Here is a 26,697-nt window from a genome sequence, read left to right as displayed (position 1 = left end):
GGGTATAATTAACTTACTTGTTTTTATTATGATCAATTGTATGTCTTATGCAAAAATGGCGGAATTACTTTTGCTGGATGTCATGTCTAAAGCACAAATTCCAGGAATTTCTATTGCCTTTATAAGCAGTGATGGAATCATATCTACTCAAGAAAAAGGGCTTACAGATGGTTGCGGCCTTTTTGCAATACCTGTTGATCCACTCAAATATCCCTTTCATAAGTTGGGATTAGGAACTAAAGATGCTGTAGTTCTATTTGACGACACACTTTATTATGTGAATCAAACAACACAAAGCGTTCATCAAATACAGTTAAATGAAAGTAATCAATCCTCATATCAAAAGTTACGAGAAAGTTGTACTGATACTTATAAATTGGCCAATTCTCAAGAATCTGAATTAATAACTACTCTAACAGGCCTTGCACCACCTACAAAAGTGCAACCAGAAACCGTTTTTGGAGCAGCCTCGCTAAGCAAACCCGTATTTGCCTATTTAGTACAAAAATTGATGCAGTCCAATGCGGCGAATCAAGCAAAGCGCGGGACAGGTAAATTTAATTTGGATAAATTCAACCTGAGTCAATTTGATTTAGATACTCCTCTTTTTCATATTCTACCATTAGAAGAATTTGAGATAGATGGAATGAAATTTGATATGTCTGACAAATCTGCTGTTGTCTGTGCTAAAGCACTCACTGCAAGGATGGTGTTATCACATACAACAGGCCTTGCTCATGGTGAAATGAAGTTTCAGTTCATTCCTAACCCTAAAGAAAAAGATTCTAAAGAAAAAATGCATGGATACTCAAATGTTGGTATCGTGTACTTACAACAAGTGATTGAAAAATTGACTGAAGCAAATCTAGAAACATTGGCCAAAAACCATGTATTTGATCGTTGTGACATGACTCATAGCACTTATGAGCCATTAAAGGCCTATCACTCGCTTTTGCATGCTGAAAAAGAACCCTTGTTTGATGAAATGAAACCTGGTCAGATTGTCATACTAAAAGAAGATGAGCAACTAACAGCATATTGGTTAGATAATGGAAAAATAGTCAATCGCTCCTTTCCGGAAAGAGTAGTTTCAAGCATTCTTGAACAGTTACCTGATAAAGGTAAACTTTCAAACAATCCGGAGCTGATTGGAGCTGTAGTCTCACAATATGGATGTAAAGAACCCAAACCATGTGCCGCCAATACACTAAGAACTACGGCATCAGATTATGCACAGTTTGTCAAACATCTAAGCCATGACAGCTCGATTGAAAATCCTTTTATTCCGCATGCCTTCATGACGCACGATAGAGGTTTGGCGGGAGCAATTGGAATTGCTAGAGACAAGATACGCGATTCCATTTTAAGCCATGTTGCATGGGGTTTAGGTTGGGGGTTACAAACCAATGAAAAAGAAGAGGTTGTTACCGCCTATCATTCGGGTGACATGAATGATTGCAGAGCGTGGGTTGCAATCAATTTAAAGGATAAGAGTGCCATGGTATTTTTCGCTAATTCACATAATGGACATATTCTTGCGGAACAAATTGTCCCTTCGACAATTCAAATAGAACTGGCTTCGAACTATTTTTTTCCAAAATGGGGTTTTGCTAGAACTATTGATGAGCTAGGGGGTAAAACTAATAATTGGGGCATCAATCCACTTCCAAGACCCAATCCATCTAAAGAACGGACAAGTTCTTTAAGTGAATTGCAAAAAAGAACTAGTATCCCAAGTATTGCCACAGCAATTATTTCTGACCGCGGAGTTGTTACTACAGAAGAGGTAGGTGTGACTAATGTCAGCAAACCTGAAGAAGTTACTAGTTCGACTGTTTTTGAAGCCGCTTCATTGAGTAAACCTGTATTTGCTTATATTGTATTGAAACTAGCGCAAAAAGATCTCATTGATTTAGACAAACCACTCCATGAATACGGCGATTTTGGTCCTCCACAGATGCGAACTGATAAAAATTATAAAAAATTAACTGCCCGTATGATCCTATCCCATCAAGCAGGCTTACCTAACGAATTTTCATCACCAGAATCTCTAAAGTATGTCTCTGAAGTAGGAAAACAATTTGATTATTCAGGAGTAGCTTATCAATTTCTAGGTGAAATTGTGGAACACATTACTGCAAAATCACTGGAAGCTTTAGCTCAAGAAGAGTTTGCTAAGATAGGTATGACTGATAGTAGTTTCATGCCACCAACGGGTTGCAGTCTTATTAAACTGCCAGATGAAGAGGAAGAACCAACTCCTGAACGCATTAAAAAATTATTAAAAGATACTTTAGATGTACATGGTCAATTAAGTATTATCCTACAAAAGGATAAATTATTTGTTGCTGAAAGGGCAGTAGACGGCAGCGTACAAATGACTGAAAAAAATTCCAACCAACTTGAAGAAAAAAGCCTACAAGAAATCAAAGCTCGCTTTGCTCAAATACCACCATTTTTTTGGTCAAAGCCAATACCTGTTGAAGCAAGGGAGTTACCCCTTGTGACTACAATTATTGGTCATCCTCCAGAACATGCTGCAACAATAGCAATTGGCCATGATCAAGATGGCTCAGTAAATCGTAAGCAAAAATTTTATATGGTTCACCCGGCAGGATCCTTGTATACAACGACTTCTGACTATGCAAAATTTCTAAAAGCCTGTATTAACGATCCCTATATTAGATGGGAAATGTTTAAACCGGTTGTTTCATCGTTGAAAGATAAAGATACTAAAGCAATGAAGCAAGGAGTCTCTACTGATACTTTAGATCAAATCTCTTGGGGTCTAGGAATTGGGATTCAGAAAAATACCGATGGAACCCGTATCGCTTTTCATTGGGGTGATAATGGAACTGGACGCAATTTAGCAGCGATCAACCTTACTACTGATGAAGCAGTTGTTTGTCTCACTAATAGCGAGAATGGACCCGCTGTTTTTCGAGAAATTGCAGAGCCTATCGTTGGTGATCTAAGTGCTATTGGGCAATGGTTATCAATACGAGAAGAATTGCCTCTTGATATGCGTTTAAAAGAAAATCCCACCCAAGAAATGAACCCACGTTTACAAGAGCAGACACAAATTAAAACGACAGGCGTTGCTACTAAAGGGCAACAAGAGGTAGAGCAAAAGCATTTTGACTTAGGGCTGTTCTAAGCACCGCAGCGTTTTGTACAAACCACCACAATTCAATAGTTCAGCATACGTTTAATTTGTCGATCATTAAGTAGGAGCTCTGGGGTTTGCACCCAGAGCCCCTATAAGATGTCTTAACTAAATAAAACTTCAACAAATTTATTTTCTTTCAAAACTATTTCAAGGCTACTATTTTTATAGTAGTATCTACTAAAAATATAGTAGATTATGTTTTACTTAGTTTCTGGAGAAAAAATGTCAATAAAAAGAGGGGAAAACACTTTTGCTCATGATCGCCTCCTTACAGAGGTAGAGCTTGAATTAATGAATATTATTTGGAGCCTTAATAAAGTAACCATTAAAGATATTGTTTCACATTTGCCCAAAGAAAGACCTTTAGCTTATACCACTGTGGCAACTGTAGTAAAAGTACTTGAACAAAAAGGATTTTTGGGATGCCAAAAAAATACTTATGCCCATGTTTTTCTCCCAATTGTTACCAAGGCTGAGTACGAAAGCACGTGCATTGAGCATATGGTCACTAATGTTTTTGATGGTGAACCTGTAGCACTGGTGCAAAGACTCTTGATGGCCAAAAAGCTACAACATGATGACATTCAAGCAATTGAGGAAGCACTAAAACAATTAGTAACCTCTGAACAAAAAATAGAGGCATGATTATGTTATTCCTGGAAATTTTATTGAGCATTCATTGCTTGCTTTTAGTCAGTTCATGGTTTATTGGCGGTCGTTGGCTCTCAAATCAGCCATCATTTAAACTCAAATTGGCTCGCTTTTTATTAATTAGCTGTGTGATTTCTCCATTAATGGTTCATTGTATTAAAACCAATCAAAAATTGGAGCGGCATCACTATGCATCCATTGATGCTTTGCAAGAGTATGTGAATCAACCTATTTTAAAGTCTAAACACTCCCAAGAGACTCCTGAATCAGCAACCTCTTTTTCAATAAGCAATACGAGTTATTTTCATATTTTTTATATCGTATTTTGTTTGCTCGTCTTATTTCGCAGTTATAAAGTATTGTTGAGTTTGGGCAGTTTAAGAGCACTATTAGCTGAAGCAATTCCATATCGAACTTCCGGTAAATTGGTCATTAAAGTTTCTCGACGTTGTCATATTCCTTTCTCCGTCGTTTTATTTAACAAAGCTTATATCGTATTACCCGTATCCCTATTTTCTTCCTCCAAAAATGTGAAGATTGCCATTGCTCATGAGGGCCAACATCATCGTAATGGTGATTGTCTATGGGCCTATTTTATTGAAGCCCTGCGCATTCTTTTCTGGGGTAATCCAGGTGTTATTCGATGGGGTCGTATTTTAAGCGAATTACAAGAATGTTCATGTGATGAAGTATTGGTTGGCCAGCCAAAAATTTCGGCACATGACTATGGCAGCTGTCTGTTTCATGTAGTGCAGACAGTGTCTCAATGTTCTCTGTCATCAGACCTAGAAATTGCATGCACGGTAGGTATGGCCTTGGGCAAAGACAATGAAGACTGTACTTTTATCATCAGGAGAATTTCAATGTTATCAGCTTATCCACTTAAACCATCTAAATCATTATGGTTAGCAGTTGGATTTATGGGGGTTTCTATTTTGGCACCAATCTGTGTCGCCTATTCAGCAGTCGGTTCATTGACCGGTTCTAAGGCACAAGAAATCGATACCTCTCATTTAGATCCTAAAATGCAACAAATTGCCGCGCAAGAAATTAAAATGGCGGTAAAAAACTATCATGCAAAATCGGGGGTTATTGCAATCGTCAATGCACAAACTGGTAATCTCATTGCCTTTGCTGAGTCCGGTAATGATGAAAATCAGAATAGCTGGAAATCACGTGTTTTTTCACCTGGCTCTACGATAAAACCGTTTATTGCGGCGGCAGCAATTGATGCTGGGAATAGTTCTGAAACCAAAAAATATGATTGTCGCTCACCTTACTCCGTAGAAGGTAAAACATTTACAGATTACTATGTAAGTCAAGGCCCTACTTCATTGACCCAAGCGGTTGCAAGATCAAGTAATGTATGCATGATTAAAGTCGCCCAAGAAACTGGACTACCTGTAATTCGTAAAAAACTCACTGAATTTGGTTTTGATATTAATACTTGGTGGCAAGCAAATCAAAGTGATGACTTGCAACTTGCAATGGTTTCTCTTGGGGAGAATATACCGGTCACAATTGATTCATTAACAAAATCCTACGCCATTCTTGCAAACTTTGGACGTCCATTCAAAGGAGAAGAGGCTCCTATCATTTCAGCAGCAACAACCAATTCAATAAATCATATCCTCGAGAACGTTGTTATAAATGGCACAGGAAAACTTGCTGCGATTCCTGGTGTTCATGTCGCGGGTAAAACAGGAACTGTTACAGAAAATATTAATGTTGCAGAAGGCGAGCATATTGCCTTGTTTGCAGGTTTTGTACCGGTTGATGCGCCACGTTATGCCATGGTGGTTGTAATAGAAGACGGTCATTCAAGAAAAAATGGTAAGACTTTAACCTCCGGTGGAGAATTGGCTGCTCCAGTATTTCGTAAGGTTGCTCTAAATAGCCTAAGTAATACCACGCTATAAATCACCTGTGGGTACAGCAGTGTAGCTCGTACCCATATCGATATAAATTCACATGATGTTGGAGTTGTTATGAAGAAACTAAGCGTACTTCTATGGTTGACACTATTTTATTGCGGAACTATTTGGGCCCAAAGTACTTGCTTTTTGGTACAGGAAAATCAAACTGTGCTAAAGCACGAGGGTAAAGATTGCAATAAGCGTTTTGCGCCAGAATCAACCTTTAAAATTGCTTTGAGTCTTATGGGTTTTGATTCAGGAATATTAAAAGACACACTCAATCCGGAATGGCCGTACAAAAAAGAATATGAACTTTATCTTAATGTTTGGAAATATCCTCATAATCCACGTACCTGGATAAGAGATTCCTGTGTTTGGTATTCACAAGTTCTAACACAACAATTAGGTATGACTCGATTTAAGAATTATGTTGATGCATTTCACTATGGCAATCAGGATATTTCCGGCGACAAAGGTCAGAATAATGGATTAACCCATTCCTGGCTATCAAGCTCGCTTGCCATCTCACCAAGTGAGCAAATTCAGTTTCTGCAAAAAATAGTCAATAAAAAACTATCCGTGAATCCCAAAGCTTTCACTATGACTAAAGACATTCTATATATTCAAGAATTAGCGGGTGGTTGGAAACTGTATGGAAAAACAGGGAATGGTCGACAGTTAACAAAAGACAAAAGCCAAAAACTATCACTACAACACGGATGGTTCATCGGCTGGATTGAGAAAGATGGTCGTGTGATTACCTTTACGAAACACATTGCAGATAGTAAAAAACATGTAACCTTCGCCAGTTTCAGAGCGAAAAATGAGACCCTGAATCAATTATTTTACTTAATTAATGAATTGGAAAAATAATACATGAAATCCAACATTTCTTTATTAATAGCACAAGCTCTATTCCTATTTTGCTATCAAGCTTTTGGTTACGCCAGTGAAATAGCAATTACTTTTGATGATTTACCTGCTTCAATCGAAGAATCTATAGAGGAACAAGCTCAAATAAATCAGCAAATAGTAAATGCGCTTATCAAATATAGAGTACCTGCAATTGGATTTGTGAATGAAGGGAAACTCTACCGCACTAATGAAACTCAAGAAAAAATAAATCTCCTAAAATTATGGGTGGATAACGGATTTGATTTGGGAAATCATACTTATTCGCATCTGTCCTTAAGTAGCATCACAACCAAGCAATTTAAAGCCGAAGTGACTAATGGCTCTAAAATATCCAAACAATTAATGCAAAGTGCAGGTAGAGAGTACCGTTACTTTAGGCACCCCTACCTTGATACAGGTGAAACATTCAAGATTCGCTCTCAATTTGAGTCGTTTTTAAAACATGAAGGATACCTAGTTGCTCCAGTTACTATAGACACTGACGATTGGAAATTTAACCAACAATTACATGAGTTTCCTCAAAATAAAGACAAAATCATTCAAAGTTACTTGAAACATACACGTGCTAAATTTGCCTTTTATGAAAGCGCATCTAAACAAATGTTTGGTAGAAATATTAATCAGATTTGGCTACTTCATGCCAATCTTGTTAATTCATTAGCCATTGAATCACTCTTAACTATAGCCCAAGAATACGGTTATCATTTTATCAGCCTAGATGATGCACTACAGGATAAAGCCTATCTATCCGCTGATTCTTACTATGCCCATTTTGGGGTTTCTTGGCTTTATAGATGGGATTTTACCCGCGGGAAAGTGGTTGATTGGTCTCAGGATCCAGAGCCTGATAACAATCCATTTATCTCAACTAAGACCATTAAATTTTATGATAAAGATCGCAAACGACTTATTCCAGTTAAAATTTATGTGAGTAATGAATCACAGGGGAAAGCAAATGCTGGTATTATTAAACTACCCGTTGCCATCATTAATCATGGATACACTGTACGCGATACTGAATATTCATTCTTAGCCAATGCACTTGCTGCAAACGGTTATTTTGTTGTAAGCATCCAGCATGATCTAAAATCAGATCCCCCATTAGCTCAAACTGGCAATTTATTTGAGCGACGCAAACCCTTATGGGAACGAGGAAGTACCAATATACTTTACGTAATCAAAGAGCTTAGCCGGATCAACCCCAGTTTAAACTTGTCTAAAGTGACATTAATTGGTCATTCGAATGGTGGTGATATTGCCATGTTGTTTGCAAGAAACCATCCTCAATTTGTGAAAAAAATTATATCATTGGATAGCTTGCGCATGCCTTTTCCACGTACCGGGCTAACACCTATTTTATCGCTGCGTGGAAATGATACTAAGGCAGATGAAGGCGTACTGCCTTCTCAAGAGTCGTTAAAACAATTAGCCATAACAATTATTCCACTACCTGAAGCCAAACATATTGATTTATGTGACCGTGGGCCTGAGGTAATTCAGAAACAAATGAATGCTCTTATTTTAAAGTCTTTGCGAGGCTAGTTTATGAAAAAAATGTTCACCTTGTTCATTTTAATATCTTCCTTAAGCCTTATGGCAGCAGCCAGCATATCGACGAAGATACAAAGTAATCCGCTAGAGGAAAAATACACGAATACATTTAGCTTACATCATACGTTAACCAAAGAGTTTCCTTCAAAGATCAATGGAATCAAATATAACTTATATATTAGTCTCCCCAAAGAATATGATTCTAACAAAAAAGACTATCCAACTATTTACTTATTAGATGCTGATTACAGCTTTGCATTAGCCAAACAAATTAGTGAGCATTTATCTGACCGAAATAGAATCAACGACTCCATTATTGTTGGGATAGCTTATGCAAATCCTAATGAGTATAAGAAAAATAGAACCAGAGATTACACACCAAGTTATGTTGGATCAGGAGGATATGGAGCTGAATATCAAAAATACTCGGGTGGTGCCGAATCATTTTATCGATTTATTCATTCAGAACTTATTCCATATCTTCACCAGACATATAGAGTTAATAAAACCGCTACTTTTGTCGGTCATTCTTACGGTGGATTATTTGGGGTATATTTATTAGTCCACCATCCTGGAATATTTAATCGTTACATTATCGTTAGCCCCTCTCTCTGGTATGATAATCATTTGGTGCTAAAAGCAGCTCAAAAAAAGCAAAATTTTAATCTTGAAGAAAATACTCGTGTTTGCTTTATTATCGGCGACCAAGAAAATAAAGGCGATTACCAAATGATAGATGATTTAAAGTTATTGAATGAAACCATCATGAGCAAGCCTCACAGGAATTTAAGCACTGCTTTTAATGTTCTAAATAATATGGATCATGATACTGTTTTTCCAGGAGCTTTAAGTTTAGGACTTCTAGAGTCTTCATCTGACTTCAAAAAGAATCGACTCTGAACTCAATCAATAAGTCTGTATACAAAGGATAAACGATTATGCTTGCTAAGTGTTCTGTTTTTATTGCTACAAGTCTTAATGGTTTTATTGCAAGAGATGATGGTTCTATTGATTGGCTAACCAAAGCAAATGAGCTTGTGCCATCTGGTGAGGATGGTGGTTATAAAGAGTTCATATCTACGGTCGATGGACTCATTATGGGTAGGCATTCTTTTGAGAAAGTATTATCATTTAATCCTTGGCCTTATGGTGAGCTTCCAGTTGTAGTGATGAGCAGCAAACCCATAAAAATTCCTGTTCATTTAAAACATGTTTCAACCTCCTCCGAAACACCTATTGAGCTCGTGAAGCGCTTAACTGATGAAGGGTTTAAACATCTTTATATTGATGGCGGTATAACTGTCCAGAATTTTATAGCCGCGCATTTAATACATGAATTAACAATAACCATTGCACCAGTGTTGCTCGGCTCTGGGCGTTCGTTATTTGGACCTTTGGCACAAGACATCGAACTGGAGCATATTGAAACTAAATGTATTGGCGGTGGCTTTGTTCAATTGAAATATCGAACTAATCCCTCAATCAAGAAAAGAAATAAAAACAACGTCTACCTTATTTATGATGAAATTTCTGAGTGGTTTGATAGTCACCGCAATAAAGAGCTCAAAATGGAGCAATTTTATTTGGAACTACTACAAAATCAGATTCCATCCAAAGGAACTATTTTAGATGTTGGCTGTGGCACGGGCGAACCCATAGCCCAATTTTTAATGAAACAAGGGTATAAAGTAACAGGCATTGATGCAAGTAAAAAAATGATTGAGCAATGCAAAAAAAGATTCCCAAATGCAAAATGGCTACTTGCTGATATGAGGGCTTTAGATTTGCAAGAGAAATTCGATGCAGTCATTGCCTGGCATAGTTTCTTTCACTTACCTCATGACGATCAACGAAAAACATTAAAATCCCTTGCCTCTTTAGTGGAGCAAAATGGTTTATTAATATTTACTTCCGGACCGGAGTATGGAGAAGTTTGGGGTGATAATGGAGGATATGATTTATATCATGCCTCCCTTTCTTCCGAAGAATATACTCAAATCCTTCTAGAGTGCCATTTTAAAATCCTTGTACATAACGTTAGGGGCCCAGAGTGTGGAGAAGCAACGGTTTGGGTTGCTCAAAAAAATCGACTTTGTCCAGGATAAAATGGAAAGAAACTTATCAAAGCGTCTTCAAATCTCATGCTCAATAATAAAAGGACATCTATATTGTATTCCAGGCCACTAATTTTACATCATACAGACGCTACTGGTAAAATCAGAAACCAAAACTTCATCTTCTAACACAATGACTATTGAACAGAATGAATTAGAGATCAAAAATAATGTCCACCAAAATGTCGGATGGGGACAACCTATTCCACTTTCTCCAATCTTAGCCCCTGACTGTCCTTATCCAGTTGAGGCACTTCCCCCAATTGTAAGAAAAGCCGTAATCGACTATCAACAATATGGACAGCAACCCCTGCCTTTGATTGCATGCAGCGCCTTGGCTAATATGTCACTATCATGCCAATCACTTGCTAATGTGGCGCGAGACAACTATTTAATTAGTCCAGTATCACTTTATTTTTTAATTGCCAGCGGCTCTGGCACCCGAAAAACTGCTGCAGATAATGTTTTTTCGAAAGCAGCGCGTCACTGGGAGACATTGATTCGTAAAAGGCGCGAGCCTGAAGTGTTATCAGCACTAACGCAACATCAAGTATGGCAAATGGAAAAAGATAGTTTATTCTCTCAAATCAAACGTGCAACTTATACGGGGGAAGATTCTGATTATGCCAAAGAAATGCTTGATGAATTAATTCATCAAGAGCCGGAAATTCCTTTGCAACCCACTCTTTATTTTGAAGATGCGACCCAAGAGGCACTGGCCATTCATTTGGCTCAAGGTTGGCCTTCCGCTTCCCTTTGGTCTGATGAGGCAGGCATCATCTTAGGTAGCCATAGCATGCAAGGTAATCCGACTCGTTTTGTAGCTTTGCTTAATCGTTTGTGGGACGGTAAGACATTCACCGCGCATCGTAAAACAACGCAAGGATTTACCATTGAAAATCGGCGCTTAACACTTAACTTGATGATGCAACCGCTTATCTTACAACAACTTACCAAGCAAGCTTCGGGTATCAGTCGACAAAGCGGTTTTTTAGCTCGTTGTCTCATGGCTTATCCTGCCAATAGTATGGGAAATCGATTTTACCAAGAACCGCCTGCTTCTTTGCATTCTCTAACCTATTATGACCAACGCGTCACTGCCTGCTTAAATCAGTCAGAACAATTAAGCCATCAAGGTTGTATTCAACTTCCATTGTTGAAAATGAGTATGGCCGCAAAACAACAATGGATTTTATTTTTTAATGCGGTAGAAGCAGGGTTAAAACCTCAAGGCCAGTGGGTCGATATCGTTGATTTCGCATCAAAAGCGGCTGAAAATACAGCGCGGCTTGCAGCACTTTTTCATCTCTTTGAAGGACGCGATGGGGATATTAGTGTAGAGCATACCGAAAATGCTATTGAAATAATTAATTGGCATTTGCAAGAAGCACGGCGAATTATGCCTACCGAAACCGTTTCTTTGCAGTTTTCCGATGCCCTAAAACTTATGGGCTGGTTTATTGAAAAGAATATTAGTTCAACAACGTTACGAACCATTCAACAATTAAGTCCGTTGCGAGATAAAATAAAACGCGACCATGCAGTTGAATTATTAGTGGAACACAATCAAATACGCATTGTAAAATCAGGTTCAAAAACGATGGTGGAAGTGAACCCTCGTGCATTCAAAGTATAAGTTCAACTTGATACATTAACCATAGTACACCAATTAACAGGAGAAATTTGTGCCCTTTGACATGCTAAAAGAATGGTTGAACAAGGAAAAAGAACGAGGGATTGAGGATCCTTTCTGTGCTGTTTTAAGCACTTGTAGCAGCTTAGGTGATCCTCATAGTCGAGTGGTGGCCATTCGCGAAATTGAAACCGAGAGTCTATTATTTTTTACTCAACAAAAAACACGCAAGGTTGCTGAATTATTAAATAACCCTAAATCCTGTTTAAATTTTTTATTTGCAATGCAGAGCCGACAAGTTATTTTAGAAGGAACAGCAATACCCATTTCCCAAGAAGAAAATGAAGCTTTTTGGAGAACTCTTCCTCGTGAACGCCAATTAAGATTTTCTGCTTATGCCCCTACTTCAGGTCTTGTCATTAAAGATTTAGGCCAATTGGAAACAAGGAAAAAAGAATTGAGTGATCAATTTGCAAGCCTTTCTATCCCTATGAGTGAGGATTATTTTGGCTTCCGCTTCATCCCAAAAACATGGATTTTTTACACAGTCGGCTCCATTTCTTTTTCTGAGGTAATTCGTTATACGAAGATAAGCAACTCTTGGAAAACAGAATTAATTTCCCCATAGGTGATATCATGTACATGCTTTGTTTTTGTGTTCCAGAAACACATTTAGAAATTGTTAAAAATGCTATTTTTGATACAGGGGCAGGAAGTGTGGATCATTATCAGCATTGTGCGTGGCAAACATTAGGCGAGGGGCAGTTTATGCCATTACCTGGCAGCCATGCTTTTATTGGAACAATCAATCAACTTGAGAGAGTGCCTGAATATAAAGTAGAAATTATCTGTACTGAAGAGCAAATCAAAGCTGCTGTTGCAGCCTTAAAGAAAGCTCATCCCTATGAATCACCCTCTTATCAAGCGTTTCGGGTTGAGATGATATAAACAATGATGAACGATTACTTACTAAAAAACTTCTATTTCTCTTTAGGTCTTTTTACAATTCGCTAGACTAGCCCCAAACCTGAGGTTTAACTATTGTTAAGAAATTTCCAACAGTAAACTTGAAAATGCTTTGCAATTGAAAAACCAAGGTTTTGATAGATACGAAGCGCGCTATTATTTTGTGTCGCAACAGTCCGATAACAGTTTTGGTAGTTTTTATCTGAAAAATAATTTAAGCTATAGGGAAGTAAGATCTTTCCAATACCCTGTCCTCTATAATGAGGTGAAACACCAAGTGTTCTGACTTCGCCACACCTACTACGTACATGATCGGTTAAAGTTGGGGTACGGCCCCGATCCTGGTAAAAAGTTATCAAATCTCAGTTTAATTAACCATGTCAGTATTAATATTAATAAAAATATTTTTTTCTCTCATCGGCGGTGGTAAGAATCTGCATTTTTCCATCACTTGCTTATAGTTTTTTCCTCATTAAATAATTAATAAACTTTACGCCGTTTATAGAGACAGTTTGTTCTTTTTCAGTGACATATCCTTTGAATTCCAAGAATTTCTTTGCCGTGATGCTCACATCCGCATATAGCTCTTTCATCCCTAACTCAATAGCTTTTTGTTCTAATGCTTTGAGAAGAGCAAGACCAACACCTCTTGCTTGATAATCTTTATTAACATATCCACGGTCAATATGTCCATTTTTCTCTAAATCAGCAAAGCCAACAATCACGTTTGTTTGTTCTTCTACAGCCACAAGAGTATAATTTCTTTCTAAAGACTCTCTCCATTTTTCCAAATCAGCTTCCTTCGGAGCCCATGTATTTAGCTGCACTTCATCATAATCTTTAGAGTTAATAGAATGAACTGCATCATGAAATAGTTTATAAATTTCTACTTCATCTCCAACAATAAAATTCCTAATTCTAAACGCCATTTTTGAATAACTCCCCATAACTACTAGTAATTACATCAATTTTTGTCATTTTTTAAAAATACATATTTATTATTGTAATGACATTTTGTTACTTCTTTTATGAAACATTAATTCAGTAACAAAAACGAGGGTTTATCTCCTTCGCATTTGATTCTCTCAGTAATTTTTTGAATTATATGTTCCATTTTTTCTGGAGAAATTACATGCGATAGAAGCCGTTTTTGCTGTGTTAATTCCATTAAATTATACCTTAATTACATTGCGATTTTTATTCTTCATTTCCCCACCTTTTAGCAGGAAGGAATCCAATATTTTTACATTCCATAAGGTTCTATAAACTATCAACTCTTATTGGTAAATCTCAATTTCTTGTACTGCATAATGCTATTTATTTTTCATACGATAGAATTTGCACATAACACCATGGCCATACCCATCTTTGTAATATTCCATACCACACTTTTCCATAACACGTTGTGACGCAATATGACCTTCTGGTGCAAAAGCAATAATATATTCTGAGTCGATATTTGTACTAGCCCATTTCAATAGTGCTTCCAAGGCCTCTGAAGCATATCCTTTCCCCCAAAATTTTTTATGCAACAGATAACCTACTTCTATTTCTCCGGTTTCAATTGGACCAAATCCACAACGTCCTATGAACTCTTTTAAAGAATTATCAAAAATAACAAAACAAGGAAGTCCTTTTTCTTTATAAAAACTAACGAATTCTTTTATTCTTTTCGCAGTTTGATCTGTGTCTTGGACTCCATCAGGAAAAAATTTCCTTACTTCTGGATCAGAATTAAGTTCAGCAACCTCTTTTAAATCATCTTCGTTAATTAAACGCAAAATCATTCGAGCTGTTTCAATCTTAGTTGACATGCTATTGACCATATAAATTTTAAGTTACATTCTGTTATCAGATAACTTTCATGTTCTATTAATGAATAGTATTTTCTTTTCTCAATACAATTATTAAGATGAATATATTTTTATTGTAACCTAAATAATTTATGTTTTTTCTCACTCATAATCCTGATATCAATAATTTTTCTTAGTTTATCAATGTCCCTTTTGATGGATACTCAATATTTAGCTGATCGCGCATCACCTCTGAGAGGTTTCCATATATCGCTACATTTGCTACATCTTATTGATGAAAGATCTATATTGCCTTGTAAGTTGCCTGTGTAAAAGGATTATATCACTATCCCTGCATCAAGATACCCCACAAATATGTAGCAATAACCATGCTACATAGACACTACTATTTGCTACATATTGCAACCAAAAATAAAATGCACGTGCTATTTCATTTTTTATCATTTTCCTTTTTTATATAAGAATATTTTAAATTAGGAACTCTTTACAAAAAATGGCGGCGTACAAAAATAAGCAACACCAGATAACTCAGACCACTCCTCATGACATCCTCTTTTGTATATTTCGGGATGTGTTTTTTCAGCATTTGAAATGTAGCATGGCGTAGCAATATAGTAGCAATTTTTTGCTACAAATAATTGATCGAATTTGTAACAGAAAAAATGCATTACTCTATGATTTCATAGATAATTTCATCTGGATGGTTTGAATGATTTGATGATCGTGTAGCAATGTAGCAGAATACCTGGAAATGACTGAATGAACCTTACTGAAATAATACTAATGGCAAATATAATCTCCTGCCCCGCTATCTAGGTTAGCCTTATTAAGGCGCAAGGATCTTTTAGATTTATTGATAACTTTTGATCGATAATTCTACTTAATATAAAATCAGCACAGGGTTTTACAAGCACATTAATATCATCCCAATATTCATCTTCCAAACCAATGCATATGTGTTTCGCTCTGTTCATCACGGGCTGATACATTTTAGGTAGACGATCAATCACCCAATCTGCTGCTATAGGTTTCGATCGAATCTCATTAGTTTCTAATGTACTCCAAATCCGTGCATAGGTTAGTAATACATTTCGAGTGTCCTGTTCAAGTTCCGCTGAAAGTCTATCAAGATCATGAAGCATCGCGTTTATAAAGTCGCTATATGGGACCGGGTCTAATAGTTGCTTAGGGCTTTCCCCCATCAATGTATGACTCTTCAATAAGACCTGCGTGATAATCAGCGCAAGATCCGGCATTGCACGATCAGACCATGGTTCAAAATTTCCCATTTCAAATGATGAGCGAAGCCATTCGCCATATTGGAAATCAAAAAGGGGTGGATAAATCCAAGGATTAATTGCGACCCTTTCCACAAGGGTCATTTCTATAGGTGGCTTCGTACTTTTCATGTAAATGCCTGATATTTGGAGTAGATGGTTAGTCAACTCCATCTTTTCTTTTGACGTTGTGGTACGATTTGTTACAACAAATAAATCAATGTCACTGTATTTTTGCAAACCACCTATAAGATAAGAACCATAAAGATAACTCCCAAAAGCTCTGCGCCTAAAATCTTTGTTAGTACCTCAAGACATTCATTGAGTTGTTGCTTTACATCACTGTTGTTTTCCATCATTAACACTCAGCCATTTTTTAAAATCCTTTAACAATGCTTCTGCTTGAGCAATACAAGTTATTACTGCACTCTCAGGAATAATATCGCCAGAATAATCTGCAATATTGCGTTGTTTACGCATAGCATCCAATATAATCACTGTTTTTTTATCAATACCTAAAGTCTGAGGCAATAACTGAATCATCGTTTGATGATGTCCTGGTTTAGAAGTCAAGGTTCGATATCCATGAGATTGAAGTGCTGCATTTGCTATTTGCATAATTGCTTTATAGGCAGCATCAAAGCGATTCTCCGCGCTAACCAAGTCAATTTTTGAATCCACAATATTACGTTCAGCAGCATGCAAAAGCCGATTTATGGTATCTGGGTGAGGTGGTATTTTTTCCAGGCTGATGCCAATTAAATTATCCAAGGTCATGTTCAGCTCCCATAATAAATAGCTTGGGATTATTTAAAACCTCCTGAATGAAAAGATCTTGTTTTTGTAAAGATGACTTCCATTGTTCCCTGGAATATATTTTGGGGTTAATTTCTCTCCCTAAACTCGCTTGGGCAGCATAAAGAGCTGCAACTGCTTCTGTAAAATCAACCTCACCAATAATAAGCACATCAATATCACTTCCAAGGTTTTCGGTTCCTTTGGCCACCGAGCCAAAAACAAAAGCTACTTCAATTTTTTCAGCTAATGGAGTTAAAAAATCAAACAACACATCCACCAAACCAGACGTTTTCTTTAAAATGCTTGAAAGCTCCGTATAAATAGGAAAATTTCGATTTGCTTGGTAATAAACTTGATTACCGCTCTGCTCGCGCAGAAGTACTTTGGATTTAGCAAGTTTGGATAGTTCTCGATGAAGTGTACCCGCTGTGGTATTCGTTAACCGCGCAATCTCTCGGACATGATAACGCTCATCAGGATGCAGCAATAAAAGTGCCAGCACACGCCGCCGATATTCAGAAAACAATATTGAAGTATCAAACATGATTTTTATGTTGAAGCCAACTAAGCTTCAATCATAGCCTAAAAAGCTACACCATTCAATCAGATAAATAAGAAAACCATAAAAAGAAATATCCGTTATAAATCAACTATCCACTGTATCAGTTTAACACGCAACCAATGACCTCAATGATCTTGTAGATATCGAAACTTAAGGGCTCAGTCTTGAGAAAGCATGAAATGGTATTTCCCAATTACGTAATTGTCTTATTGGAAATAAAATGGGGCCTTGAAATTAAAGTTCTTTTCAAAAATCAATAAACACCTACTTCTATTACCATGGCTTCATATTAAAAGGAGATGGGTTAAAAATTTCTTGTTCCCCATCCTCAGATGTATTATGTATCTCCTCATTAGCTTCTTGTTTGGAGAGTTGATTTTTATTAGACGGTCTTGGTTCTCTTGAAAGTGGACTTGCAGTAAGGCCTTGCTCTTTCGTTACCTCATCTCTTTCTTGTGCTTTCGGACTGGGTACGGGCACTAAATTATTTGCTAGCTGTTGAATAAATGCATCGTATAAAGCTAATGTGGGCATGGTAATGCGAAGAGAACATATGCTTCCCTCCTCATCTTGAAGGATTTGTATGCAATCATCAGAAAGATGATTTTCTTCTTTAAATTCATTGAATTCTTTTATAATCGCTTCCATGAATTTTTTTAATTCTTCTCTTTGTTCTTCAGTTAATTTACTAGGTTCACATTGTAATTTAATTGAAAGAGTCATTGATACGCGATCACTATCAACCAGCAATAATCCTTTGGCGATCAATTCCGCAATTATTTCTGGGTCAAAACCAGACTCTAAATCAAGTTCTTCTGAACCAAACACGCCTACCAATTCATCTTCAGACCCAACTGCTTTGCCAGGTTTAGTTAGGAATTTAACTTCACCAGGACTCGCTTTTTCCTCAGATGTCTTCTTATCAGAGGTGGCACTATCACCTCCGCTACCACCTGCGCCATGTCCGGAACAAAGGCGCTTAGGTGCGATTTCTTTAAAACAAGTCCCGCAGCGTACTTTTGCACCTTCCTCAGCAGCCTCTTTTTTTTCTGCTTCCTTTCTAAATTGTTGTAAAGCTAATGCTATAGAGGAGGTTTTGGGTTCATCTGCCGTTATGGATTCAAGGACAGGCTGATGTTGTTCTTTGTCTTTTTTCATGAGAATACTCCAGTGCAAGTTCATAATGGTTTCATCCGAATAAAGATTTACTTATCTGTTATTATACCGAGTTAAAAAAACCCAATTGTATATATAATGTACATTAATTGGGTTGCTCGTTTCTTCGACTTAAAACATCGAGTACATAATCCCAAATTTTACCTGCTACATTAATTCCTTTCCCATCAGATGGATTGAGATGTAATTCAATGTAAGGGAAGCTATTATTTTCAATAATTCCAAATTGTTGCTTATGCCATGGAAGAGAAATGTCCTGACAAATAAAATCAAGACCTGTAAGCGGTATATTGAGTATTTTATGTACTTTTTCCAATAACAGTTTATTCTCAGGATGTATCAGGTCGATAACAGTACTGATTTTTGCACCACTACTCATAGTAACTTTTTTGGCAATAAAGATTTGTTGTCCTTTGTTTATTACCGTATTAAGAGCAACTCCTTGGGCTGCCAAAATTTTCATTAAGTTGCTATTTCGAGTAATTTTGTAGGGATATTCACCATGTCCTTCTTTCCACGTAACTTTATTTTTTTTATCAATTAACTCTTGAAGTGTAGTTACACCATCGCCAACAATGCTCTCAGGTTGTCGTCTCACACAAGCGATTAATGAATCATTAATAATTAATGACCGATAAACATCACCAGGAATGTGTTTTTCAACCAGCACGCGAAAATCAACCTGCTTTACTATTTTTATCGCTTCTTTTAATTCATTTGGAGTTTGAATAGTACATGAAGTATGAATACTTAGAGATTCAGATAGTGGCTTAACCACAAGAGGAAATCCCAATGAGATACCATAGTTGTAGGCGTTTTTGCTGGAAATAAAAACCCTCCCTAAGGGGCAGGGAATTTGGCTATCTAATAATTTTTTCTTGAGGCTCCATTTATTATCATATTTAGTATCCTCATCAAAGCGTGTATTTTTTTGAGAAATAAGAGAGATTGGAGTCTGTATGAAATAATATTTTTTCCTATTGTAGACCAACTTAAAATACAGAGTATGCAAGTTAGATTCCTTAAAATTATACAGCTCTAGCCCTCTTTTTTGTGCTTCATCCCAAAATGCAAGGACACTGTTATTGAATTGTTTCCTATCAATGGTCTGAGTCTTGGTATATAGTTTTATTTTTTGGAAAATATTAATGACCAACTGATTTAATAGGTTATTGAATCGTAAAAAATCCTGCTCTGATAGGAGAAAGAGTTTAGATAAAAGATAGATAAATGGATTGAATATAAAATAATGGAATAAATTAAAAAATTTTCTTCGAAAATGAGAACGTTTTTCGGGATAGCAATGCTCACAATGTTTATTGTCCATATACGCTGTGGGAACAGGTTTTAATGATTTGCAAATGTCACGTGAAGATTTGATTTCTTTATGTTCATCAAAATTTTTAACATAAGCGCTCATAATTTATCTCCACAGATTCGCCCATTAGCTATCATTATATCGAGTTAAAACAGATCAATTGTATATAAAATGTACGGATGCGCCGTGTGTTTGCTTACCTACTGATATCTATGTAACACTGAACTTAAAAATCAATTCAGACTAAATTTGTTTAGAGAGTTTTCTTATTTAAAGAGGCTTAGACAGAACGAATGAAAGATAAATCAATATTGCTTGTAGAAGATAACGTTAAGTTAGCAAATTACCTCAAAGAAAGCTTACAAGAAGCAGGTTATGATGTTTCTATTGAAAAACGTGGTGATAGATCGGTCTATCGCATCATTCGTGAGCAACCTTGCCTAGTAATATTAGATATAATGCTTCCTGGCATGAATGGAGATCAAATATGCCATACCATTAGAGATGAGTATTTGGGGAAAATACTCATGCTAACAGCAATTAATGATATTGAAAGTGAAGTATCCTCTTTAAATTTAGGAGCAGATGACTACTTAACTAAACCTGTTGCAGACGAGGTTTTGAAAGCAAGAATAGAGGCATTGTTACGTCGACCCAATTTAGTTAATAATCAAAATCAATTTCACTTTGGCAATTTTTCTATCAATTTTAGTACTAAGAGTGTTCAGCTCTTTGATGAAGAAATTTCAATAAGTACCAGTGATTTTGAAATGCTTGCTTTGTTGGTTAAGAACCATGATAGGTTGCTGAGTCGAGATAGCATTATGTATGCTCTTTCTGGGCATGAATATGATGGGGTTGATAGAGGTATCGATTTAAAAATATCACGTTTAAGAAAGGCATTGAATGATAATAATAAAAAGCCCTATCGTATAAAAACAATTCATAAAAAAGGATATATATTTGTATCAGCGGCTTGGGAATAAATATAGATCTCAGCCACCAATCTTATGTAAGACTTATCAAAAATAGTGAAAAATTCTTTTGCCTCGACCTTGGGATTTTTCGTCCAGTTATGAAAGCTTCACCCAATATATCGCAAATCTATAATCATTTACCCTCGACAAAAGTATCATTTTAGAACGCTTGTACAATATATATACATATGAGCCGAGTGTTTTTGATAAAATCAACCTATTATTTTAAGTAATAGTCGAGATGAGCCATGAAAGACGCTGCAATAGAAATCTTAATATATAAACCAGATCCAGATCATCCACTGCCTGAAAATCAGAGGGGTGTGGTGATAAATCCTCACTTAAAACAACGGTTCAAGCAATTTGTTCCAATTGGCGTCTATTTAGAAGGCCCTGATTTGAAGTATTATTTTTTCGATCAGTGTGATAAATCCCCAAAAATCTATAGTAGTTTGGATGAACTCAAACGAGACTTACCGGAAGAACTAGACAATATATTTGAGAAAAACCCAAAATTATTTATTATGGGCCATGCTGGTGGTGGCGAATATGGTATGGGTAATTGCCATGGCCCAAGTGAGCAGTTATATGATGATAATTTTGATAATTTATTACATGGTTTTAAACGAGCATTGCCCGCACATCATGGTGAAGTTTTTGTGACTTTAGAAGGTTGTAATACAGACAATCAACTTAATGCTGCAGCAAACTCACAGGAAAAAACATTTTTAGAAAGAGTGTCAGTGAAACATCCAGAAATCACGTTTGGTGGAACTGGACCATGGGATGCGCAAGATGTACAGACCGGCTTCCGATCCCTTTCGCCGGCATCCCCTATCACATCGATGGCAGGAAATATTTGGAAGGCTGGAAACAGTGTTATTTTTCATCATGGTGAATATCAAGTTGCCGTTCGAAAATCTTTATTTGCCTCAACACAAACAGCTAAAGAATTAAAAGTTAACACCCTAGAATATGCCCGTGCAATTCTAGGTAAAGACGAAGCCGATGAACTGATAGCAAAAATCGCTTTAAATCGAGATATTCTAAGCATTCAAGATTTAAAGAAAATTGATAGTTTTCCAGAATTGCGATTTGAAGGAGAAGATGTTGCAAAGTTTGTTGAACAGGAAAACCAAATATTAGGTAAAGAACAAGAAAATTATTTAAACCGTGTCCGTGATATCTTAGGTCGGGCGGATCCTATAGAACAACTGACACATAGAGATGTACTAGAACTTCTCTTAGGTTTAAAAGAACCTTCTGTATTTAAAGGTCATGAAGACTTGCTCGAGTCAATTCTAGCTAATAAAGCTTTGTTAAACCTGGCAATGGTAAGTTGTGGAAAAGTCCTTATTGGTGGCCCAAGTAATGATGGCGTCATTGCTTTATTATTAAAACATGGCGCTGATATTAATAGTACTGATAAAAAAAGCATGACGGCTTTGCACTATGCGGTACAGAATTTTTATAATTATAGAAAAGAGCCCTTACATCTCATTAAAAAGTTAATAGAGTGTGGTGCTAGTCTTGAAGTGCGAAATGAAAAAGGACAGACTCCTATCGAGACAGCGCAAGAACATAGCAAAGATGGACGAGTGACTGCTAGTGATAAGCTTCTCGCATCTTTGAAATCTAGCAATTCGCCACCAACTCCCTTAGAACTAAAACAATCTGTTAGACAAATATTTCAGATGAGTCAACACAAGGCTGATGAACTACTTTCATTACCTATTGCGAAACGTGAATATAGCAAATGTAGTGAAGGCACTCTTTATATTCCTGGAGATGTAGTGGAAAAATTGCATGGAATCTTGCAATCTGCAAAGGGGAATAATGAACTATTATCGGCGTTTGAATCAGAGCTTAGTATGGTTATCAGTGCTCTTGAAAAAGGTATTGGAACTGGAGAAGTGGTTGATGGCGAGGAAGATGAATTCATCCCTAAACGTTTTGAAAATGCAAAACTCCAGTTAACAGCGGTTATGGACGCACTGGTTGAGATGAAACAAGAGATCGATACTTCAAAAGATGCTAAAGTTGGGGCCAACTTCCAAAACTAAAATCTTAATCGCTAAGAATATCTTGGAAGTACTATGGTGAATCGAGCACCTTTTAATATCGGTGATTGTGTAGCCATGACCTTTCCTCCGTGGAGATTAACAACTTTTTTAACAATAGCTAATCCTAACCCAATATGTTTATCTCCAATTCCGGAGTTTTCGGCAATTGTATATTCAGAAAAAATGTCATCCGCACCATCATCCGGCAAGCCTGAGCCATCATCGTCTACGTGAATTAAAATATGACTATTATCCAGCGAAATGGTTAAAGAAATAGTGTGCTCTGCAAATTTCATAGCATTTGTAATCAAATTGGTAACAGCATGTTTTAAATTATTTTCATCTATGTATGCTTTCAAAGAATTTAACTCATTAGTATGAAATGTAATTTCAAATGTCGATGAAGAATAAGACTCTAATAGCTTTCTTAACCATACTATTATATCGGTCTCAGACTGTTTTAATTTCAATTCGTTTGAATGCATTTTTGAGTAAATCAAAAAAGTGCTGACGAGGCGATTCATATCTGCAATATCTTCTTGTATGCTGTTTAGCTGTTTATTGAGTAATACATCTTCAGCATTTTTCCTTTTGATACTATCCGTCGCCATTTGTATGGTTGACAAAGGGGTCCTAATTTCATGCGCGACAAACCGGCACAATTGTTTATGTGATTCAATCAGTTCTTTTAATTGCTCACCCATGTGGATGATATTTACATACAGCCCATACAAAATAGAGGTGGTACCTATTTTCCGATGAAAATCAAAGTTCCCTTGACTGAAATTTTTAGTTATCTGATACACCTTTTTCATATTTCTAACAAAAAGCAATGAAAAAAAGGCAATAAGACAAAGGGATAAAAAAAAGAAAGTCCCTATAAAATAATACATAACATCACTGATTCTTGCCATAACGGGCAGATAGCTTAGTGGGCCAATTTTGAGTATTCCACCACTAAAACTATAATAGAGAATAACAATTTGTGACGAGTTTTTATTGGTTTCAAATACTAAACGCTTTGTTGATAAAGAATTAATTATATTACCTGGTAAGTGTTTACTTTTAGTTTTATAAACATGAAGAGGAAAACCATATATTTTTTCTAACTGTAATAGTTCATTACTCCATGTATTTTTTGATTTTGATAATAAATGTTGAACGATTTGTATTAAAACAGGATTCATATAATTAAAAATAATTTCGCCAGGATCTGAAAAATTGTAAGCTAATGCATACGGGGTATTACCAATTTTTTTATACGCAGTATGTTCTACAATTACCTCGTTTAGAAATTGATAGGTTGTACCTGATAAAAAAATGATTTCACCATTATTTAATTGATTATTCTGCTTCAGGGTGAGTTTTAGACTGTCGATTACTATAAGATGAATAAGATTATCTGTTTTTTTCTTTATTATTGCATCCCAGTTTGATTTCGGATTATTAATTAACTCTTTTTCTAAACTAATTAAAAGTCCTTGTGACATCGTTTGTCCTGCATTAACAATTATCTTTGTCTCAACTGACTTTAAATATTTAAAAAATGCCAAAACAAGAATTAAAAAAATCACGAAGAACGCAGTCAAAATTTTAATATAAATATTAAATTTCATTACTATGCACTCTAAATAAGAATAATAGATGCCTTTTCACAAGAAATACTCTGGATTATCTTTGATAATTTCAATATCTAATTCTGGCATAATTATCCTACGTTTTGTCACTCTTTATAACTCTTGTAATTAGCCTATTTAAGGCATTCAAATTATCGATATTCGTTATGGCCTCATCAAATAATGATAAAGTCTCTGGATCGTGTGTTTCTAAATACTTGAATGCTTTTTTTGGACCTTGATAACGCAATTCTTTGAATACAAAATAATCCTCTAGAATTGTGAAGATTGACCAAATATGGCGATATTTCCCTTCTAAATCTCTAGTATACGCCCTTGCCAGCATTTTTTGATACCACACTCTACGTGCTGTAATTTCATCAGGAGGGAGGGACTCAGGCAATATTAAAAAAGCAGAGAGTTTTTTTAATAACTCTGTGCCAAAATAAGCTTTTTCAACAACAACGATGCCATCTGACATACATAAATGTTCATCAGAAATTGAATCAAAAGCATTCTCTGGATAAACAAAAATATCATGATAAACTTGATGTGCTTCATCAAAGCGTGCAATTCGTTGCTTATCTCCTTTTTCCCTAATCCCTGCAACATCATAATCACTGGTTACTGTGAAGTCTCCTCGTGCGCGCGAGCCATATAAAATAATTGTATGGCAATGATGTAAAGATATTAATTCATCAACAATGAATTGCAGAACAGCATCATTTTCTAATGATATTTTCTTTTGTGTCATTTCCTTACCTTCTTACTTTGTAACCATAATACCAACGGCTCCCTGTGGTGGAACTGGTTTGAACCGTATGATCTACTCCTGCTGGAATCAATACTTCTTCTCCAATAGCAGGTTTTAACGTTTTATTGCCCATGGTTAAAATCCTTCCAAATTTGACCTGGGGGATCTTCCCAAAGCTCAAAACTAAAGCCACGAGAGCGCCAATTGCTCTCAATTATTGTTGTATCCAGCATTTAGGCTCATTATTTAAAATCATTCTTTAAATTTTACACCACTGGAGAGCATCAACACCACAACCAATGACTTCAATGATCTTGTGTCGAGACTGAAGGCCTCTCTTTATTTAAATTTGACTTTTAGGGACTTTGAATAAGACAGACAGGTATCGCACTAATTCCATGTTGGCTTTATCTTCAATAGAAGGTGCCGCGATTTTTATCTTGAGTTCCCCTCCAACAGCACCTACTACTTGATTGCATTTGGCGCCGGGTTGAATAAGCAAACTAAGAATTAATCCATTATCCTTTTGTTTATACCCCGGATATAGGTAAATCATCTTGCTGTTCCATTATTTTATCCTGCTTTTACTATTCTATTGAGACTCGCTTTTTTATGTATAATATTCTCTGGGTAACTATTTAAAGGGAAGTTTTTTATGTTAAGTAAGACTTATATTTTTCTCGTCATTTTTTATGCATTTTAACTTCCAAAAATGAATAATCTACTACCACTTTTCAAATGGGGAACCGATTACCTGGTTTCTAATGGCTACTCAATAGAGCGCTCGCCAGAAATTGTATTGTCAACACCGTGGTCTCATGTGATCCGATTTGCAACATCAACAGAGAATTTTTATTTAAAACAAACACCACCATCTTTTTTTCTATCTAATGAGCCCAAAATCATTCGAGTATTGTCATCCCAATTCCATGCCAATGTGCCCGATATAATTGAAATTAATGAGGATTTACATTGTTTTCTAATGAGGGATGCGGGTATTTCTTTGCGTCAAACGCTTAAAACCAACTTCAAGCCAGAGCTATTATGCCAAGCAATAAAACAATATGCCACAATTCAACGCAGATCTGAAGAGTGTATCGCTACGTTTCTCAAACTTGGTGTACCCGATTGGCGATTAAATCAATTACCCTTTCTTTATGATCACATCTTAAAGCAAACTACTTTTTTAAAAGCAGAGGGACTCACCGATAAAGAATTACAAACACTACACGCCCTAAGCCCGAAATTTTCAGCACAGTGCAAATTATTAGCAAGCTTTAAGATTCCTGAAACCATTGGTTATCACGATTTTCATGATAAAAATGTTCTTCTTGATCCAATTAGGGGTCGTGGGTGAGTAGAACGGCCAGATCACTCCGACCGAACCCTCCTCAGAACCGGACTTGCGGAACTACCGCATCCGGCTC

25 protein-coding genes are annotated in these 26,697 nt (G+C 36.3%); 13 read left to right on the top strand and 12 right to left on the bottom strand.

Annotation, left to right across the window (positions count from 1 at the left end):
* Positions 1 to 40 precede the first annotated feature (40 nt).
* The 10 genes from Lgra_RS00635 to Lgra_RS00585 all read left to right on the top strand — a co-directional run bounded on the left by Lgra_RS00635 (position 41) and on the right by Lgra_RS00585 (position 12,897).
* The gene (locus Lgra_RS00635; RefSeq protein ID WP_014845079.1) at positions 41 to 3,157 is read left to right on the top strand and encodes a serine hydrolase domain-containing protein; all 3,117 of its coding nucleotides are present in this window, start codon (positions 41 to 43) and stop codon (positions 3,155 to 3,157) included.
* 234 nt (positions 3,158 to 3,391) lie between these two features.
* Positions 3,392 to 3,814: a BlaI/MecI/CopY family transcriptional regulator gene (locus tag Lgra_RS00630; protein ID WP_014845078.1), complete on the top strand. Its 423-nt coding sequence runs from the start codon at positions 3,392 to 3,394 to the stop codon at positions 3,812 to 3,814.
* Between the two features lie 2 nt (positions 3,815 to 3,816).
* Entirely contained in the window at positions 3,817 to 5,739 is a 1,923-nt protein-coding gene (locus tag Lgra_RS00625; RefSeq protein ID WP_019350454.1) for a M56 family metallopeptidase, read from the top strand.
* A gap of 69 nt (positions 5,740 to 5,808) precedes the next feature.
* Positions 5,809 to 6,609: an oxacillin-hydrolyzing class D beta-lactamase OXA-29 gene (locus tag Lgra_RS00620; RefSeq protein WP_014845076.1), complete on the top strand. Its 801-nt coding sequence runs from the start codon at positions 5,809 to 5,811 to the stop codon at positions 6,607 to 6,609.
* Positions 6,610 to 6,612: 3 nt separating this feature from the next.
* On the top strand, positions 6,613 to 8,193 hold the full coding sequence (locus Lgra_RS00615; RefSeq protein ID WP_014845075.1) for an alpha/beta fold hydrolase: 1,581 nt from the start codon (positions 6,613 to 6,615) through the stop codon (positions 8,191 to 8,193).
* Between the two features lie 3 nt (positions 8,194 to 8,196).
* A complete protein-coding gene (locus tag Lgra_RS00610; RefSeq protein ID WP_014845074.1) occupies positions 8,197 to 9,102 on the top strand; it encodes an alpha/beta hydrolase in 906 nt (301 codons plus the stop codon).
* Between the two features lie 38 nt (positions 9,103 to 9,140).
* Entirely contained in the window at positions 9,141 to 10,307 is a 1,167-nt protein-coding gene (locus tag Lgra_RS17310) for a methyltransferase domain-containing protein (RefSeq protein WP_014845073.1), read from the top strand.
* Between the two features lie 142 nt (positions 10,308 to 10,449).
* Positions 10,450 to 11,952 (top strand): YfjI family protein, encoded by a 1,503-nt coding sequence (locus Lgra_RS00595; RefSeq protein WP_014845072.1) that lies wholly within the window; start codon positions 10,450 to 10,452, stop codon positions 11,950 to 11,952.
* A 49-nt stretch (positions 11,953 to 12,001) separates the two neighbouring features.
* Complete coding sequence (locus tag Lgra_RS00590; RefSeq protein WP_014845071.1) at positions 12,002 to 12,577, top strand: pyridoxamine 5'-phosphate oxidase family protein; 576 nt, start codon at positions 12,002 to 12,004, stop codon at positions 12,575 to 12,577.
* A gap of 8 nt (positions 12,578 to 12,585) precedes the next feature.
* Positions 12,586 to 12,897 (top strand): YqfO family protein, encoded by a 312-nt coding sequence (locus Lgra_RS00585; protein ID WP_019350456.1) that lies wholly within the window; start codon positions 12,586 to 12,588, stop codon positions 12,895 to 12,897.
* Positions 12,898 to 12,983: 86 nt separating this feature from the next.
* Here Lgra_RS00585 and Lgra_RS18555 read toward each other — a convergent pair whose 3' ends face one another.
* From Lgra_RS18555 to Lgra_RS00550, 8 genes are all read right to left on the bottom strand, one after another.
* Positions 12,984 to 13,274, bottom strand: a complete 291-nt coding sequence (locus tag Lgra_RS18555; protein WP_076547508.1) for a GNAT family N-acetyltransferase — start codon at positions 13,272 to 13,274, stop codon at positions 12,984 to 12,986.
* Positions 13,275 to 13,370: 96 nt separating this feature from the next.
* Positions 13,371 to 13,844 carry a GNAT family N-acetyltransferase gene (locus Lgra_RS00580; protein ID WP_014845069.1) on the bottom strand — a complete coding sequence of 158 codons (474 nt, stop codon included), beginning with the start codon at positions 13,842 to 13,844 and terminating at the stop codon, positions 13,371 to 13,373.
* Positions 13,845 to 14,228: 384 nt separating this feature from the next.
* Positions 14,229 to 14,729 carry a GNAT family N-acetyltransferase gene (locus Lgra_RS00575; RefSeq protein ID WP_014845068.1) on the bottom strand — a complete coding sequence of 167 codons (501 nt, stop codon included), beginning with the start codon at positions 14,727 to 14,729 and terminating at the stop codon, positions 14,229 to 14,231.
* Positions 14,730 to 15,541: 812 nt separating this feature from the next.
* Positions 15,542 to 16,138 (bottom strand): aminoglycoside adenylyltransferase domain-containing protein, encoded by a 597-nt coding sequence (locus tag Lgra_RS00570; protein ID WP_019350459.1) that lies wholly within the window; start codon positions 16,136 to 16,138, stop codon positions 15,542 to 15,544.
* 207 nt (positions 16,139 to 16,345) lie between these two features.
* Positions 16,346 to 16,783 carry a DNA-binding protein gene (locus Lgra_RS00565; RefSeq protein ID WP_019350461.1) on the bottom strand — a complete coding sequence of 146 codons (438 nt, stop codon included), beginning with the start codon at positions 16,781 to 16,783 and terminating at the stop codon, positions 16,346 to 16,348.
* Positions 16,770 to 17,348 (bottom strand): nucleotidyltransferase domain-containing protein, encoded by a 579-nt coding sequence (locus Lgra_RS00560; RefSeq protein WP_014845064.1) that lies wholly within the window; start codon positions 17,346 to 17,348, stop codon positions 16,770 to 16,772. The genes Lgra_RS00565 and Lgra_RS00560 overlap by 14 nt, the downstream gene beginning before the upstream one ends.
* Before the next feature lie 291 nt (positions 17,349 to 17,639).
* Complete coding sequence (locus tag Lgra_RS00555) at positions 17,640 to 18,524, bottom strand: hypothetical protein (protein WP_014845063.1); 885 nt, start codon at positions 18,522 to 18,524, stop codon at positions 17,640 to 17,642.
* Positions 18,525 to 18,627: 103 nt separating this feature from the next.
* Complete coding sequence (locus Lgra_RS00550) at positions 18,628 to 19,962, bottom strand: hypothetical protein (protein WP_014845062.1); 1,335 nt, start codon at positions 19,960 to 19,962, stop codon at positions 18,628 to 18,630.
* A 191-nt stretch (positions 19,963 to 20,153) separates the two neighbouring features.
* Between Lgra_RS00550 and Lgra_RS00545 the strand changes: the two genes are divergently transcribed.
* On the top strand, positions 20,154 to 20,846 hold the full coding sequence (locus Lgra_RS00545) for a response regulator (protein ID WP_014845061.1): 693 nt from the start codon (positions 20,154 to 20,156) through the stop codon (positions 20,844 to 20,846).
* Positions 20,847 to 21,085: 239 nt separating this feature from the next.
* Complete coding sequence (locus Lgra_RS00540; protein WP_014845060.1) at positions 21,086 to 22,900, top strand: ankyrin repeat domain-containing protein; 1,815 nt, start codon at positions 21,086 to 21,088, stop codon at positions 22,898 to 22,900.
* Positions 22,901 to 22,911: 11 nt separating this feature from the next.
* On the opposite strand, the gene Lgra_RS00535 is transcribed toward Lgra_RS00540, so the two are convergent.
* The 4 genes from Lgra_RS00535 to Lgra_RS00525 all read right to left on the bottom strand — a co-directional run bounded on the left by Lgra_RS00535 (position 22,912) and on the right by Lgra_RS00525 (position 25,826).
* Positions 22,912 to 24,516, bottom strand: coding sequence for a sensor histidine kinase (locus Lgra_RS00535; RefSeq protein WP_014845059.1), 1,605 nt, complete (start codon positions 24,514 to 24,516; stop codon positions 22,912 to 22,914).
* Between the two features lie 97 nt (positions 24,517 to 24,613).
* Positions 24,614 to 25,270 carry a nucleotidyltransferase domain-containing protein gene (locus Lgra_RS00530; RefSeq protein ID WP_014845058.1) on the bottom strand — a complete coding sequence of 219 codons (657 nt, stop codon included), beginning with the start codon at positions 25,268 to 25,270 and terminating at the stop codon, positions 24,614 to 24,616.
* Between the two features lie 4 nt (positions 25,271 to 25,274).
* On the bottom strand, positions 25,275 to 25,403 hold the full coding sequence (locus tag Lgra_RS18420) for a hypothetical protein (protein ID WP_255464427.1): 129 nt from the start codon (positions 25,401 to 25,403) through the stop codon (positions 25,275 to 25,277).
* A 210-nt stretch (positions 25,404 to 25,613) separates the two neighbouring features.
* Complete coding sequence (locus Lgra_RS00525) at positions 25,614 to 25,826, bottom strand: DUF167 domain-containing protein (RefSeq protein ID WP_014845057.1); 213 nt, start codon at positions 25,824 to 25,826, stop codon at positions 25,614 to 25,616.
* Positions 25,827 to 25,982: 156 nt separating this feature from the next.
* Here Lgra_RS00525 and Lgra_RS17915 point away from each other — a divergent pair, with 156 nt between their 5' ends.
* Positions 25,983 to 26,627, top strand: a complete 645-nt coding sequence (locus tag Lgra_RS17915) for a phosphatidylinositol phosphate kinase family protein (protein ID WP_238584315.1) — start codon at positions 25,983 to 25,985, stop codon at positions 26,625 to 26,627.
* The last annotated feature ends 70 nt before the right edge of the window (positions 26,628 to 26,697 follow it).

Source organism: Legionella gratiana, from assembly GCF_001467695.1.
Lineage (GTDB): Bacteria > Pseudomonadota > Gammaproteobacteria > Legionellales > Legionellaceae > Legionella > Legionella gratiana.
Note: the sequence above shows the minus strand (reverse complement) of the source record. Positions and strands in the feature narration are given on the sequence as shown.

Excerpts from the sequence above, each read along its gene's own strand:
- Lgra_RS00525 (WP_014845057.1), bottom strand. The coding sequence starts at position 25,826 with ATGATTTACCTATATCCGGGGTATAAACAAAAGGATAATGGATTAATT.
- Lgra_RS18420 (WP_255464427.1), bottom strand. The coding sequence starts at position 25,403 with ATGGGCAATAAAACGTTAAAACCTGCTATTGGAGAAGAAGTATTGATT.
- Lgra_RS00635 (WP_014845079.1), top strand. The coding sequence starts at position 41 with ATGTCTTATGCAAAAATGGCGGAATTACTTTTGCTGGATGTCATGTCT.
- Lgra_RS00580 (WP_014845069.1), bottom strand. The coding sequence starts at position 13,844 with ATGGCGTTTAGAATTAGGAATTTTATTGTTGGAGATGAAGTAGAAATT.
- Lgra_RS00620 (WP_014845076.1), top strand. The coding sequence starts at position 5,809 with ATGAAGAAACTAAGCGTACTTCTATGGTTGACACTATTTTATTGCGGA.
- Lgra_RS17915 (WP_238584315.1), top strand. The coding sequence starts at position 25,983 with ATGAATAATCTACTACCACTTTTCAAATGGGGAACCGATTACCTGGTT.
- Lgra_RS00540 (WP_014845060.1), top strand. The coding sequence starts at position 21,086 with ATGAAAGACGCTGCAATAGAAATCTTAATATATAAACCAGATCCAGAT.
- Lgra_RS00535 (WP_014845059.1), bottom strand. The coding sequence starts at position 24,516 with ATGAAATTTAATATTTATATTAAAATTTTGACTGCGTTCTTCGTGATT.
- Lgra_RS00615 (WP_014845075.1), top strand. The coding sequence starts at position 6,613 with ATGAAATCCAACATTTCTTTATTAATAGCACAAGCTCTATTCCTATTT.
- Lgra_RS00565 (WP_019350461.1), bottom strand. The coding sequence starts at position 16,783 with ATGACCTTGGATAATTTAATTGGCATCAGCCTGGAAAAAATACCACCT.
- Lgra_RS00625 (WP_019350454.1), top strand. The coding sequence starts at position 3,817 with ATGTTATTCCTGGAAATTTTATTGAGCATTCATTGCTTGCTTTTAGTC.
- Lgra_RS00575 (WP_014845068.1), bottom strand. The coding sequence starts at position 14,729 with ATGTCAACTAAGATTGAAACAGCTCGAATGATTTTGCGTTTAATTAAC.
- Lgra_RS00560 (WP_014845064.1), bottom strand. The coding sequence starts at position 17,348 with ATGTTTGATACTTCAATATTGTTTTCTGAATATCGGCGGCGTGTGCTG.
- Lgra_RS00595 (WP_014845072.1), top strand. The coding sequence starts at position 10,450 with ATGACTATTGAACAGAATGAATTAGAGATCAAAAATAATGTCCACCAA.
- Lgra_RS00585 (WP_019350456.1), top strand. The coding sequence starts at position 12,586 with ATGTACATGCTTTGTTTTTGTGTTCCAGAAACACATTTAGAAATTGTT.
- Lgra_RS00630 (WP_014845078.1), top strand. The coding sequence starts at position 3,392 with ATGTCAATAAAAAGAGGGGAAAACACTTTTGCTCATGATCGCCTCCTT.
- Lgra_RS00530 (WP_014845058.1), bottom strand. The coding sequence starts at position 25,270 with ATGACACAAAAGAAAATATCATTAGAAAATGATGCTGTTCTGCAATTC.
- Lgra_RS00550 (WP_014845062.1), bottom strand. The coding sequence starts at position 19,962 with ATGAGCGCTTATGTTAAAAATTTTGATGAACATAAAGAAATCAAATCT.
- Lgra_RS00610 (WP_014845074.1), top strand. The coding sequence starts at position 8,197 with ATGAAAAAAATGTTCACCTTGTTCATTTTAATATCTTCCTTAAGCCTT.
- Lgra_RS00545 (WP_014845061.1), top strand. The coding sequence starts at position 20,154 with ATGAAAGATAAATCAATATTGCTTGTAGAAGATAACGTTAAGTTAGCA.
- Lgra_RS00570 (WP_019350459.1), bottom strand. The coding sequence starts at position 16,138 with ATGAAAAGTACGAAGCCACCTATAGAAATGACCCTTGTGGAAAGGGTC.
- Lgra_RS00555 (WP_014845063.1), bottom strand. The coding sequence starts at position 18,524 with ATGAAAAAAGACAAAGAACAACATCAGCCTGTCCTTGAATCCATAACG.
- Lgra_RS17310 (WP_014845073.1), top strand. The coding sequence starts at position 9,141 with ATGCTTGCTAAGTGTTCTGTTTTTATTGCTACAAGTCTTAATGGTTTT.